Annotated in this window: 13 protein-coding genes; all 13 read left to right on the plus strand. The window is 46.1% G+C overall.

All coding sequences use genetic code 11. The features are described from left to right. Nucleotides 1-2 precede the first annotated feature (2 nt). A complete protein-coding gene (locus tag R7E00_RS20310) occupies nucleotides 3-830 on the plus strand; it encodes a CheR family methyltransferase (RefSeq protein ID WP_005382024.1) in 828 nt (275 codons plus the stop codon). 303 nt (nucleotides 831-1,133) lie between these two features. Next, a complete protein-coding gene (gene flgB, locus R7E00_RS20315) occupies nucleotides 1,134-1,529 on the plus strand; it encodes a flagellar basal body rod protein FlgB (protein WP_005382026.1) in 396 nt (131 codons plus the stop codon). A 5-nt stretch (nucleotides 1,530-1,534) separates the two neighbouring features. Next, the gene (gene flgC / locus R7E00_RS20320) at nucleotides 1,535-1,948 is read left to right on the plus strand and encodes a flagellar basal body rod protein FlgC (RefSeq protein ID WP_005393132.1); all 414 of its coding nucleotides are present in this window, start codon (nucleotides 1,535-1,537) and stop codon (nucleotides 1,946-1,948) included. A 17-nt stretch (nucleotides 1,949-1,965) separates the two neighbouring features. Beyond that, a complete protein-coding gene (flgD, locus tag R7E00_RS20325) occupies nucleotides 1,966-2,676 on the plus strand; it encodes a flagellar hook assembly protein FlgD (protein ID WP_005382029.1) in 711 nt (236 codons plus the stop codon). Between the two features lie 30 nt (nucleotides 2,677-2,706). Then, nucleotides 2,707-4,020, plus strand: coding sequence for a flagellar hook protein FlgE (flgE, locus tag R7E00_RS20330; protein ID WP_005382030.1), 1,314 nt, complete (start codon nucleotides 2,707-2,709; stop codon nucleotides 4,018-4,020). 331 nt (nucleotides 4,021-4,351) lie between these two features. After that, the gene (gene flgF, locus R7E00_RS20335) at nucleotides 4,352-5,101 is read left to right on the plus strand and encodes a flagellar basal-body rod protein FlgF (protein ID WP_005382031.1); all 750 of its coding nucleotides are present in this window, start codon (nucleotides 4,352-4,354) and stop codon (nucleotides 5,099-5,101) included. Nucleotides 5,102-5,119: 18 nt separating this feature from the next. Next, the gene (flgG, locus tag R7E00_RS20340) at nucleotides 5,120-5,908 is read left to right on the plus strand and encodes a flagellar basal-body rod protein FlgG (protein WP_005382032.1); all 789 of its coding nucleotides are present in this window, start codon (nucleotides 5,120-5,122) and stop codon (nucleotides 5,906-5,908) included. A gap of 30 nt (nucleotides 5,909-5,938) precedes the next feature. After that, complete coding sequence (flgH, locus tag R7E00_RS20345; RefSeq protein ID WP_005382033.1) at nucleotides 5,939-6,718, plus strand: flagellar basal body L-ring protein FlgH; 780 nt, start codon at nucleotides 5,939-5,941, stop codon at nucleotides 6,716-6,718. Between the two features lie 43 nt (nucleotides 6,719-6,761). After that, nucleotides 6,762-7,853, plus strand: a complete 1,092-nt coding sequence (locus R7E00_RS20350) for a flagellar basal body P-ring protein FlgI (RefSeq protein ID WP_262606272.1) — start codon at nucleotides 6,762-6,764, stop codon at nucleotides 7,851-7,853. A 16-nt stretch (nucleotides 7,854-7,869) separates the two neighbouring features. Beyond that, nucleotides 7,870-8,796: a flagellar assembly peptidoglycan hydrolase FlgJ gene (gene flgJ / locus R7E00_RS20355; RefSeq protein ID WP_054579495.1), complete on the plus strand. Its 927-nt coding sequence runs from the start codon at nucleotides 7,870-7,872 to the stop codon at nucleotides 8,794-8,796. Nucleotides 8,797-8,956: 160 nt separating this feature from the next. Next, nucleotides 8,957-10,897: a flagellar hook-associated protein FlgK gene (gene flgK, locus R7E00_RS20360; protein ID WP_065274248.1), complete on the plus strand. Its 1,941-nt coding sequence runs from the start codon at nucleotides 8,957-8,959 to the stop codon at nucleotides 10,895-10,897. A 13-nt stretch (nucleotides 10,898-10,910) separates the two neighbouring features. Next, entirely contained in the window at nucleotides 10,911-12,104 is a 1,194-nt protein-coding gene (gene flgL, locus R7E00_RS20365) for a flagellar hook-associated protein FlgL (protein WP_005382037.1), read from the plus strand. A gap of 427 nt (nucleotides 12,105-12,531) precedes the next feature. Then, nucleotides 12,532-13,686 (plus strand): flagellin, encoded by a 1,155-nt coding sequence (locus R7E00_RS20370; protein WP_005382038.1) that lies wholly within the window; start codon nucleotides 12,532-12,534, stop codon nucleotides 13,684-13,686. The last annotated feature ends 507 nt before the right edge of the window (nucleotides 13,687-14,193 follow it).

Consider the following 14,193-nt stretch of genomic DNA (forward strand, 5'->3'; position numbering starts at 1 on the left):
TAATGACTGCTATTACAATCAGTGATCAAGAGTATCGTGACTTTAGCCGTTTTCTAGAATCGCAATGTGGCATCGTGTTAGGTGATAGCAAGCAATACCTCGTGCGTAGCCGACTGAGTCCTTTAGTGACGAAGTTTAAGCTCGCATCGTTATCAGATTTGCTACGTGATGTTGTTACAGGGCGTAATCGAGAATTACGAGTCGCCGCTGTGGATGCGATGACGACTAACGAAACCTTGTGGTTTCGAGATACTTATCCGTTCACGGTTTTAGCTGACAAATTATTGCCAGAAGTAGCGGCAAGCAAGCGCCCAATTAAGATCTGGTCTGCTGCCAGTTCATCGGGCCAAGAACCGTATTCTATTGCAATGACGATCCTGGAAACGCAACAGCGCAAGCCGGGCTTGTTACCAAACGTGTCCATTACAGCCACAGATATTTCGGCAAGTATGCTCGAGATGTGTCGTGCAGGGGTGTACGACAACTTGGCTTTGGGTCGCGGGCTTTCACCAGAACGTCGTCGCACCTTCTTTGAAAATGCGGACGGTGGTCGCATGAAAGTCAAAGATAACGTCAAGCGTTTGGTGAACTTTCGTCCACAAAACCTGATGGACAGTTACGCACTGATGGGTAAGTTCGACATCATTTTCTGTCGTAACGTATTGATTTACTTTTCTCCAGAAATGAAATCTAAAGTGCTTAACCAAATGGCGAGCAGTTTAAACCCTGGTGGTTACTTGCTGTTAGGGGCATCAGAGTCGCTAACTGGTCTGACTGATAAATTTGAAATGGTGCGCTGTAATCCGGGCATCATTTACAAGCTTAAATAGCGGTATCTCTTCATTGATAGAAAAGCCTGACTTCGTGTCAGGCTTTTTTGTTTGTTACCTTTCTGCGCCGAGCGCTTCATGTATCACTCAATTAGTTGAAGCGCGTTTTTGCCTTGTGCCCTCAACACGGTGTATCTTTATTAAGTGAGCAAAGTGATACGACATGACATTCCAGTTACTTTGGCTCACTTATTGCTATTTCAATTCACGGTAACCACTAGGTTGGTGTAATGCTTTAGGTTTTGGCATGCTAATTGCTTTTTGGTTATCAATCACGGTCAGTTCTTAATTGTAGAGGCAAACATGGCTATATCTTTTGACAATGCACTAGGCATCCACCAGCACACGGTGGGCGTACGTGAGCGCAATGCAGAGGTGATTTCCACCAACATCGCACAAGCAAACACGCCTGGTTACAAAGCAAGAGGTTTAGACTTTGCGAAGGAATTGCAAGCGGCAACATCTGGGGCAAGCATTGGTCTTAGTCGCACAGATGGTCGGCATATTCCTGCCACTACAACGTTGGTTGGGGACAAGTTATATCGTCTTCCTACGCAACCAGATACGGGAGATGGCAACACGGTAGACTTGGATTTAGAGCGTAACTTGTTTATGCAAAACCAAATCAGACACCAAGCATCACTCGACTTTCTAGGCAGCAAATTCAAGAACTTAACCAAAGCAATCAAAGGGGAATAATTTAGATGAGCTTATTTAACGTTTTCAATGTGACAGGTTCCGCAATGAGCGCTGAATCCGTTCGTCTGAATACTACCTCAAGCAACTTGGCGAACGCCGACAGTGTCAGCAGCTCTGCGAAAGACACTTACAAAGCGCGTCATGCCGTGTTTGGTGCAGAGTTAAGTAACGCCATGCGTGGCGGTGATACGGTGCCAGTGAAAGTGATGGGTATTGTAGAAAGTGATAAACCGCTGAGTGCGGAGTACAACCCAGACCATCCCCTTGCAAACGAAGAAGGCTACATCTACAAGCCTAACGTCAATGTAATGGAAGAAATGGCAAACATGATTTCAGCTTCTCGTGCATATCAGACTAATGTACAAGTCGCTGATTCTAGTAAACAAATGCTGCTGCGTACGCTGCAGATGGGTCAATAAGGATAAGGGGGTAGCGTATGGCCGGAATTAACAACGTTGGTCAAAGCGGCTTGTCCTATATCGACCAGCTTAAAAGTCTACAAGAGAGTAACAAGAAAGCGGAAGAGAGCACGGGTAAGCAGGACCTAAAACAGGAAGACTTCTTATCATTGCTCACGAAGCAACTGTCTCAGCAAGACCCTTTTAAGCCGGTAAGTAATGACCAGATGATTGCGCAAATGGCTTCATTTGCGACCGTTGATGGCATTGGCAAGATGAACACTCAGTTTGAGAGTTTGAATTCGTCAATGACATCAAATCAAGCGTTACAAGCTTCCTCTTTGGTAGGGCGTGACGTATTGGTCCCAGGAGCAGCAGGTGTGAAGCAGGACGACGCACCAATGGCGGCAATGGTTAAGCTTTCACAATCTATCGATAATTTGTTTGTTCGTGTAGAGGATGAAGCTGGCCAACTGGTTCGTACCTTTGAGGTAGGGGCGAAACCAGCCGGCGACACGCGTGTGCTTTGGGACGGTAAAGATGAAAGCGGAAATCCACTGCCAGCTGGCAAATACAAAGTGAAAGCGTCTGGCTTAGTTGAGGGGGAGTCGCAAGAGTTCCCAGTATCGACGTATGCCAACGTAAACAGCGTATTGCTTGGCAAAGGTGACGGAAACGTATTACTCAATCTGGCTGGTTTTGAATCGCCAGTTCGACTTGCAGAAGTATTGGAAGTCGGCAAAGCGTAGTCATAGCTCGCTAGATTAGGAGATTTTGGAATGTCATATGTATCTTTAAGCGGTTTGTCCGCCGCCCAACTGGATTTGAACACCACCAGTAACAACATTGCGAACGCCAACACGTACGGCTTTAAAGAGTCCCGTGCTGAGTTTGCTGATGTTTACTCTAACTCTTTATTTACTAACGCAAAAACCACACCGGGTGGTGGTGCGCAAGCAAGCCAAGTGGCACAGCAGTTCCATGAAGGCTCTAGCATTTACACCAACAACCCAATGGATTTGCGTGTTTCGGGGACAGGTTTTTTCGCTGTAGCGAAAGAGCGTCTAACTCCACAACAGAATGAACTGACACGTAATGGTGCATTTCACTTAAATAAAGAAAACTACATGGTGACCGCGAACGACGAGTTCTTGTTAGGTTACCAAGTGGACCCAAGCTCTGGTGAGGTTTCTTCATACGAGCCACAACCCATCAATATTCCTGCTGAATTTGGTAAGCCAAAACAAACAGCAAACATTGAAGTGGGTGTGAACTTGCCAGCGAACGGCGATTTGAAAGATCCAACGCAGTTTGATTTTTCAGACCCAGATACATACAACCGTTCAACCTCTTCGACAATTTATGACTCGATGGGTCAGTCTTACAAGCTAACGACGTATTACTTGAAAGATCAGACTCAGCCAAATACATGGAACACTTACTACACCGTGACAGATAAAGAAGGTGAAAAGCCTTTAAATGTTGCGGCTGGTGATGCGCAAACGCCAACAGGTCATGTGGGGCATACCATGAAGTTCAACAACGATGGTACGTTGGCGAGCTTGAACAATGGTCAGCCAATCACTTCTGTGGCTCTGGGTGATCCGGCGACGAACACGACACCAGTCGATATGAATGGTGCCGATCCTGCGCAGACGCTTAACTTCGGCTTAGGCTCAGCAACACAGTTTGCGGCTCCGTTCGAACTGACTAAGTTTGACGAAGACGGTGCAACAACGGGCTTCCTAACCAAAGTTGACTTCGATGAAAACGGCAGCGTATTGGGAACTTACTCAAACGGTGAAAACGTTACATTGGGTCGTGTTGCTCTCGTACGTGTTCCAAACGAGCAAGGTCTGGATAAGAAAGGCGGTACTCAATGGGATTCAACGCAGTTCTCTGGTGACAAGATCTGGGGTGAATCAAATAAAGGCTCTTTCGGCACCATCAATAACGGTATGCTGGAACAGTCAAACATTGATATGACGCAGGAGTTGGTGGACCTGATCTCTGCTCAGCGTAACTTCCAAGCAAACTCACGTTCGCTCGAAGTACACAACCAACTACAACAGAATATCTTACAGATCCGCTAGAGCACTAGCTGGGTCATTCGATACTCTGCTTGAGTAAGCAATGGCGTGTGATTGCTTCTTAGTAATTACCGCTTTGTTCATTTTCATCATGACATTCATCTGATGCTTAGCCTTAATACACCTCACTCAGGCTAAGCATGCTTTGATCTACGATTTGCCGCTGTTGCCGCCGTATGGATCAAAACCTTGCCTCTCGTTACAGTTTTCTGCCCCTATTGACCTCTTTTCATTGTTGATTTTTAATTCAAAGTATTGATTAATAAGTTTATTTTTGTTTTGGCATAACTATTGCTTTCTACTCCGTGTACAGAGAGATTTTTTGGAGTAATTTATGGATCGCGCACTGTTTCTCGCAATGAGTGGCGCCAAGCAAAATATGCAGGCACTACAATTGCGCGCTAATAACTTGGCTAACGTAAGCACGACCGGATTTCGGGCTGATTTAGCACAGGCTCGCTCAATGCAGGCTTATGGTGAAGGCCATCCTTCACGTGTATTCAGCATGACAGAGCGTCCAGGGCATAACTTTGCTCAAGGTAGCGTGATTACAACAGGGCGTGATCTGGATGTGACGATTGAAGGCAGCGGTTGGATATCGGTACTCGATCATACAGGGAAAGAAGGGTTGACCCGTAACGGCAACCTAAAAGTCGATCAAAATGGCATGCTTACCAACGCAAGTGGTCATTTGGTGCTGGGTGAAAACGACGCGCCGATTACTTTGCCTATCCCTCTCTCCAAAATTGAAATCGGTCGGGATGGCACCATCTCTGTACTTCCTCAAGGTGCCCCGGCAGAAGAATTCCAAGCGGTTGATCGCATTAAGCTCGTTAAGCCTAATGATCAAAGCTTGTTTAAAGACACCAATGGCTTATTTCGCCATAAAACTCCAAACCAACCTTACGAAGCAGACGCGACTGTTAGTCTCCAGACGGGAGCGATAGAAGGCAGTAACGTGAATGCCGTAGGTGAAATGACCGCATTGATTGACTTACAACGTCAGTTTGAAATGCAAGTCAAGATGATGAGCACAGCTGAAGAAATGGATAAATCTTCAGATTCACTGCTTCGTATGAGTTAACAGAGTTAGAGGTTCACTATGCATCCAGCACTATGGGTAAGTAAAACAGGTCTAGACGCCCAACAAACCAACATTGCCACGATTTCGAACAACTTGGCGAACGCTTCTACTGTCGGCTACAAAAAGAGCCGTGCAGTATTCGAAGATTTGTTCTATCAGAACATCAACCAGCCTGGCGGCCAGTCATCTCAGAACACGGAACTGCCAAGTGGCTTGATGTTAGGTGCGGGTTCTAAAGTGGTTGCGACGCAAAAAGTGCACACGCACGGCAATGCACAGACAACGACCAACGCACTGGACATGATGGTGGAAGGCGACGGTTTTTTCCAAGTGACATTGCCGGACGGCAACATCGGTTATACCCGTAACGGTCAGTTCACGCTAAATGGTGAAGGCACGTTAGTCACGTCGGGTTCTGGCTACCCTGTAGAGCCTGAAATTGTGATTCCAGAAGATGCGATTTCTATTACTGTCGGTACGGATGGTGAAGTGTCGGTTCGCGTCCGAGGTCAGCAAGACAACCAAGTCGTTGGTCAGCTAACCATTACAGACTTTGTTAACCCGGGTGGCCTAGAGCCAATTGGTCAGAACCTTTACTTACCAACGGGTGCCAGTGGCGATCCACAAGAGGGTGTTCCTGGTTTGGACGGTTTGGGGGAAATTCGTCAATCCATGCTGGAAGCGTCCAACGTGAATGTAACGGAAGAGTTGGTCAACATGATCGAAGCCCAGCGCGTTTACGAAATGAACTCAAAAGTGATCTCGTCAGTCGATAAAATGATGAGCTTCGTTAACCAGCAATTGTAACGATTAAGAGCAAGATTTGAGGAGCTCACGATGAAACGTATTTGCCTACTCGCTTTGATTGCTACGATGTCGGGATGTGCCATGTTGGAACCGATTGAAACGGATGAAGTGACACAAGCAACCACTGTGGTCGACGCAGTAGAAGGCGATAAATCGAAAGAAGAGAGCAGCGGTATTGTAGATACTTTACGTGGTAGAAGTGATCCGGTTGCTGGCGACCCTGCTTGGGCTCCAATTCATCCGAAAAACAAGCCTGAGCATTACGCTGCTGCAACAGGTTCGTTGTTTAGCGCCGAGCACATTACCGACCTATACGACGATTCTAAACCACGTGGTATTGGCGACATTATTACCGTAACACTGGATGAGACAACCAGTGCGACGAAAAGCGCAAATGCCGATTTATCGAAAACCAATGAAGCGCAAATGGACCCGCTTCAAGTGGGCGGAGAAGAGCTGCAAATTGGCGGAAAATATAATTTCTCTTATGACTTAAACAACTCCAACTCATTTGCAGGTGACTCTTCTGCAAAGCAGAGCAACAGCATCAGTGGTTACATCACTGTTGAGGTGATCGAAGTACTGGCAAACGGCAACCTCGTGATCCGCGGTGAGAAGTGGATGACGCTAAATACGGGTGATGAGTACATACGTTTAAGTGGCACTATTCGTCCGGATGATATTAATTTCGACAACACCATTGCATCAAATCGCGTTTCTAACGCAAGAATTCAGTACTCTGGCACTGGTTTGCAACAAGATATGCAAGAGCCAGGCTTCTTGGCACGATTCTTTAATGTAGCGCTATAACACGCCGTGCTGACGGCAATTTGACTGCAAGAGATAAGTAAGCATGAAAAAACTCCTTTTAGTACTGATGAGCGTTGCTCTGTTTTCTACCGTAGCCCAAGCCGCACGTATCAAAGACGTCGCGCAAGTGGCAGGTGTACGAAGCAACCAACTCGTGGGTTATGGTTTGGTTTCAGGCTTACCTGGTACGGGTGAAGCGAACCCGTTTACAGAGCAAAGTTTCGCCGCCATGCTGCAAAACTTCGGCATTCAGATGCCGCCGGGCACAAAGCCAAAAATTAAAAACGTTGCCGCAGTCATGGTTACGGCCGAATTGCCGCCTTTCTCTAAACCGGGTCAGCAAGTGGACGTGACTGTCTCTTCCATCGGAAGTGCTAAAAGTTTGCGTGGCGGCACCTTGCTGCAAACGTTCCTCAAAGGTCTCGACGGTCAAGTTTACGCGGTTGCTCAAGGTAACTTAGTAGTGAGCGGCTTCAGTGCTGAAGGCGCTGACGGTTCTAAAATCGTAGGTAACAATCCAACCGTTGGTCTTATCTCTAGTGGTGCGACAGTAGAGCGCGAAATTCCAAACCCATTTGGTCGTGGTGATTACATCACGTTCAACTTGCTTGAGTCAGACTTCACAACGGCTCAACGTATGGCGGATGCTGTAAACAACTTCCTTGGCCCACAAATGGCGAGCGCTGTTGACGCGACATCAGTGCGCGTGCGTGCTCCTCGTGACGTCAGCCAGCGTGTTGCGTTCTTATCGGCAATCGAAAACCTAGAGTTCGACCCAGCAGATGGTGCAGCCAAAATCATCGTTAACTCACGAACGGGCACCATCGTAGTTGGTAAGCATGTGCGTCTTAAACCTGCAGCAGTAACGCATGGCGGCATGACGGTTGCGATCAAAGAAAACCTGCATGTTAGCCAACCTAACGGCTTTTCTGGTGGGCAAACCGTTGTCGTACCAGACTCGGATATCGAAGTCAGCGAAGAGCAGGGCAAGATGTTTAAGTTTGAGCCAGGCTTAACGTTGGATGATTTGGTCCGTGCAGTGAATCAAGTCGGCGCAGCGCCGTCGGATTTGATGGCTATCTTGCAAGCATTGAAACAAGCTGGTGCCATTGAAGGCCAGTTGATCATCATTTAATGGTTAGGAGGTAGGTATAATGAACAATCCTAACGACATTGGTTTTATTCATGACATCAGTTCGCTGGATACCTTGCGTCAAAAAGCAGTGAAGGAAGGTAAAGATGGCGAGCAAGAAGCACTGCGTGCAGCAGCTCGTCAGTTCGAATCTATTTTCACCTCCATGATGTTGAAATCCATGCGAGAAGCCAATGAGGGCTTTGAGTCCAACATGATGAACAGCCAAAACGAGAAGTTCTATCGACAAATGTTGGATGAACAGATGGCGAGTGAATTGAGTTCGTCTGGTTCAATGGGACTGGCCGATATGATTGTTAAGCAATTAACGGCTGGGCAAGGGAACGACAAAAAAGAAACGGCTATGCGTGATGCGGCAAACAATGCTGCGGAATATCGTCGTGTTGACCCGAAAAAAGCGCGCGAGATTGAACAGCGCTTGATTGAATCTGGTCAACTATCTCGACCAAGCAATGAACCCACTCGATTCGATTCACCAGAATCCTTTGTTAACTCGATGAAGCCATACGCGGAGAAAGCTGCGAAAGCCCTAGGTGTCGAGCCATCTTTGCTACTTGCGCAAGCCGCTTTGGAAACGGGGTGGGGACAAAAGGTCGTGAAGAACGCGCGTGGCAGCAGCAACAACTTATTTAATATCAAAGCAGATCGAAGCTGGCAGGGTGACAAAGTGACGACTCAAACTTTAGAGTTCCACGATAACACGCCAGTGAAAGAGACGGCAGCGTTTCGCTCCTACTCAAGTTACGAAGACAGCTTTAATGACTTTGTACGATTTTTGAATGACAACCCACGTTACGATACAGCATTGCAGCAACGCGGGAATTCAGAGTCGTTTATTCGCGGTATCCACAGTGCGGGTTACGCGACCGATCCGAATTACGCAGATAAAGTCCTGCAGGTGAAGGATAAAATCGAAAGTATGTAATGTCTCTGCGACAATTTATGACGTTCTCGAAGGCTTGCCATAGTGCAAGCCTTCACTTTATCTGAACATCTACGCCTTTCTATCACTTGGCACATCTTTTGCTTTTAATGTGTCTAGGTGATCGGTTTTGCCGATTTATATTTCGTTTTTGGGGGCATGTATGGCGTCAGATCTTCTGAATGTAGGTACTCAAAGTGTGCTTACTGCTCAGAGACAATTAAACACCACTGGTCATAACATTTCTAATGTTAATACAGAGGGTTATAGCCGTCAGTCTGTTATCCAAGGCACGAATGATCCGCGCATGTTCGGTGGTTCTACCTACGGCATGGGTGTGCATGTGGAAAATGTTCGCCGCTCGTGGGATCAGTTTGCCGTGAATGAACTGAACCTGTCGTCGACCAACAATGCCAACAAAACGGATACCCAAGATAATCTTGATATGCTTTCTAGCATGTTGAGCTCTGTGGCATCGAAGAAAATTCCCGAGAACCTGAATGAGTGGTTCGATGCGGTAAAAACCATGGCAGATACCCCGAACGATTTAGGGGCACGAAAAGTGGTATTGGAAAAGGCGAAAATCTTCTCTGATACATTAAATGATTTCCACGAAACCGTGCGACTGCAATCTGATGTCACCAATAAAAAATTGGATATGGGCATTGAGCGCGTTAACCAACTTGCGTTGGAAATTCGCGATATTCATCGACTGATGATGCGCACCCCCGGCCCACATAATGACCTGATGGATCAGCATGAAAAGCTGGTTACTGAGCTGTCAGAGTACACCAAAGTTACCGTAACCCCACGCAAAAATGCCGAAGGGTTTAATGTTCATATCGGTAATGGACACACTCTTGTTTCTGGCACGGAAGCAAGCCAGCTCAAAATGATCGATGGCTATCCGGATGTTCATCAAAGACGATTAGCAATGGTGGAAGGGAATGGTATTAAAGCGATCAAGTCTGATGATATGGATGGAAAAATCGGCGCTTTACTTGAAATGCGTGACAAACACATCCCACAACTGCAAGATGAAATGGGCCGTTTAGCAACGGGCTTCTCCTACAAAATTAATCAGCTGCAATCTCAAGGTCTGGATCTCAACGGTAAGATAGGTAAAGACGTATTTACCGATGTGAACTCTGAGCTGGTGGCAAAATCTCGAGTTTTTGCTGCGCCTGACTCTCAAGCTGATGTTGCGGTTTACATCGAGGATATTTCCGCGATCAAAGGTGGTGAATATTCGCTGCGTTATGATGGCGACCAATACAGCGTGACAACACCGAAAGGTGAGCAAATGTCGTTGAACATCGACCGTTCGGATTCGTCGTTTGTTCTGGATGGTATGAAAGTGCAAATTGGTGAAGGCCTTGCCGCCGGTGAGCGCGTATTGCTACGCCCAACGAGAAGTGGTGCAGCCATCATAAAGATGGAAACCAATGACGCAAAAGCTATTGCCGCACAAAGTTATGAAGCCTCAACCACTTTTGCCCAAGGTAACGCCAAGTTTAAAATTCGTGAGGCGGGGGATGTTAAAGAGTTTGAGGTTACCGTACAACCAGCCGACGAGAAGCATGATAAGCCGTGGTTAAAGATCACGGATAACAAGGGTAATTTACTATCGGACAAATACTCATACCCGTTAGATAAAGATAACCCGATGATTGAAATATCAGTGCCGAAAAGCCATCCGCTGTATAAAAACGGCGATGCAACCGTGTTTGAGTTGAGCGAAGGCGCTCTGATGAATGATAAATTCACCGCAAACTTGGTGCCTTCTGAAGGTGGTAACGGCAACTTGAGAAAAATGCAGAAGATCCAAACAGACAAGATGATGGATGGAAAATCCAGTACCTTGATCGATGTTTATCATAACCTCAATACCGAAGTTGGACTGAAGTCTTCTACAGCAAACCGTTTAGCCTCCGTCGCTCGTTTAGAGCATGAAGCGGCGCAAGAGCGCGTTGCTTCTATTTCTGGTGTTAACCTCGATGAAGAAGCGGCCAACATGATGAAGTTTCAACAAGCGTACATGGCTTCATCACGTGTGATGCAAGCGGCGAATGATACCTTCAATACCATTTTACAACTGAGGTAAGGAGAAGAGATAAGTGCTAACCCGAATTTCTAGTTTCCATAACTATCAGTCCGTACAAAATGATCTGCGTCGTCAAGAGAATAAGGTTCACCACAACCAAGAGCAACTTGCTTCAGGGAAAAAGTTACTGAAACCTAGTGACGACCCCCTCGCTGCGCATTACATCCAAAACATTAGTCAGCAACAAGAACAGCTACAACAATATCTTAGCTCGATAGTGTTGGTGCGTAATCGTTTAGAAAACCACGAAGTTAATATCGCCAATGCGGAGAATTTTGCCGACGAGTCGAAGCGCTTAACGATGGAGATGATTAACGGTGCCTTTTCTGCTGAAGACCGACAAGCAAAGAAGCGTGAGTTAGAAGAGATTGCGAACAACTTCCTTAACTTAGTGAACTCGCAAGATGAATCTGGTAACTACGTGTTTGCGGGCACTAAGCCAAAAAGTCAACCATTCTATCGCGATAAAGACGGTAGTGTTCAGTACGCTGGAGACGATTATCAGCGCAAAATGAAAGTCTCTAGCATGCTCGAGATGCCAATGAACGATCCTGGCAGCAAGCTGTTTATGGAGATACCAAACCCATTTGGCGACTATCAGCCGAATTACGATCTACAAAACGGCTCTGAGCTGTTGCTAAACAAAGCCACTAACGTTGACGCGAAGGATGATGCCGCGTATCGCGTGACATTTGTCGATATGAATAACGGCAAATTTGGTTACCAATTAGAGCGTAACGGCAAAGTAGTGGATGCCGATGAGTTTTCTCCAGAGAAAGGGATTGAATACAAAGGCCTGAAAGTGCACGTAAAAGGCCAAATTACGCCTGGTGACAGCATTGAGATCGAAAAGCGGGCAGAGTTCAGCATTTTCGATACCTTCAAGGATGCAATGGCATGGTCAGACAAATCGGTTTCGGATACGTCGGCGACTGCTAAATTGCACCAAATGACAGAAGAATTCCACGCTGCTTTTATCCATTTGAATAAAGCGCGTACAGATGCCGGTGCTCGATTGAGTACGCTGGATATCCAAGAGCAAAATCATGAAGACTTTAATTTGTCTCTGGCAAAAGCGAAGAGCAACTTTGAGGACTTGGATTACTCTAAAGCCGTGATCGAGTTCAGTGAAAACTCGCGAGCGTTACAGGCATCGCAACAAGCATTCGGTAAGACCAAAGATCTAACGTTGTTTAACTACATCTAGTATGACACTCATACACATTGTCTGATTTTGATGCCTTATGTGCAAAGCCTTAAGCGCGATAAGTCGACGTAACCTGAGAGTCTGAGATGTCATGCGGCACGATTTTACCCAAAGCGGCAATGATGCGGGAGGCAAGTCGGGCGGCAACAGGGCAGCGTTCAATACCCTTGGGCTAAGATGAGTCTGACAAACCGGAAATAGCTTAATGATAAAGCTAACTTATTGTTTATTTGATTCTTTTAAAAGTAGTTAAATAATTTACGCAAGTTGGCACACAAATTGTATTGAAAATATCAGAACAGATTTAGAGATTCTAAACCCTGCGTTTAAGGCAGATTTAGCAAGTAACTTTTACGGTCAGTGCTTATCCAAATGAGAGTAAAGCTGGCCGCTTCGCAAAAGCTTGCGAACTCAACAGGAGAGCAAAATGGCTGTAACAGTTAGTACTAACGTCTCCGCGATGACCGCGCAGCGTTACCTAAACAAAGCGACTGATGAATTAAACACGTCGATGGAGCGCTTATCTTCAGGACATAAGATTAACAGTGCAAAAGATGATGCGGCAGGTCTACAGATCTCTAACCGCTTAACTGCACAGTCTCGTGGCCTAGATGTCGCAATGCGTAACGCGAACGATGGTATCTCGATTGCACAAACCGCTGAAGGTGCGATGAATGAGGCAACCTCTGTCATGCAACGAATGCGTGACCTTGCGATTCAATCATCGAACGGTACTAACTCTCCGGCTGAGCGTCAGGCGATCAACGAAGAGTCAATGGCATTGATTGACGAGCTAAACCGTATTGCAGAAACCACTTCATTTGGTGGTCGTCGTCTATTGAACGGCTCATTCGGTGAAGCGGCATTCCAGATTGGTGCGAGCTCAGGTGAAGCCATGATCATGGGACTCACCAGCATTCGTGCGGACGATACTCGCATGGGCGGTGTGACCTTCTTATCTGAGAACGGTAAAGATAAAAACTGGAGTGTTGACCCAGCTAAATCTGACTTGAAGATCACGCTACCAGGTATGGGTGAAGACGAAGACGGCAATGTTGATGATCTAGAAATCAACATTAATGCCAAAGCGGGCGACGACATCGAAGAGCTTGCCACTTACATTAATGGTCAGTCTGATATGATTAATGCGTCTGTAAGTGAAGATGGCAAGTTGCAAGTTTTTGTCGCGCATCCAAACGTTCAGGGTGAGATTTCTATTTCTGGTGGATTAGCATCTGAGCTTGGCCTGAGTGACGAACCTATCAGAACGTCAGTACAAGATATTGATATGACCACGGTACAAGGTTCTCAAAACGCGATTTCTGTGCTGGATTCGGCACTGAAATACGTAGACTCGCAACGTGCAGACTTAGGTGCGAAGCAAAACCGTTTGAGTCACAGCATCAACAACTTGGCAAACATCCAAGAAAACGTTGACGCATCGAACAGCCGAATTAAAGATACAGATTTTGCGAAAGAAACCACGCAAATGACCAAAGCACAAATTTTGCAACAAGCAGGTACATCGATTCTTGCTCAAGCGAAACAGTTGCCAAACTCTGCAATGTCACTATTGCAGTAGTTTACTTAGCCTGTACTCAATACATTCAGACGTGGATGGGAATGCAGGCTTTTGGCAAGCAGCTTTACAATAGAATGAGCGGCTCTCTCATCTCTCACCTGCCAATCATTTTCAATGTAAAGTTGCACTCGGTATGCCGGAAATGTGTTCATTTCTCTTGATCTCCACATAGGCTCTGGCGACCAACCTAGCCCCAGTTCTCTCAAAGGAAAAGGGGCTTTTTCTTTTCTAATCTTCACGTCTATCGTCTGCGAACTTACCTTTAATTGTTTCCTTTTGCTGATTTTCTATACAATTTAGCCCTCTCGGCTCGATTTGTGGAAACTTGAGCACTTTTTCTTACTTTTCTTCAATTTTATTAGCTAAATCTCGCAATGTTATTTTTTTAAACTTTTTTCTAAAGCTTCTGAATTTGGTGTCGTTAATAGAGGTAACTTTGAGAGAACTACTTGGTTTTCCGAGACGTCGGAAACCGCTACACCGGAAAATCAATTGGAGAAATCACCA

Origin of the sequence: Vibrio sp. Vb1755 (assembly GCF_033338635.1) — a bacterium.
In the GTDB taxonomy this organism is placed as follows: domain Bacteria; phylum Pseudomonadota; class Gammaproteobacteria; order Enterobacterales; family Vibrionaceae; genus Vibrio; species Vibrio alginolyticus.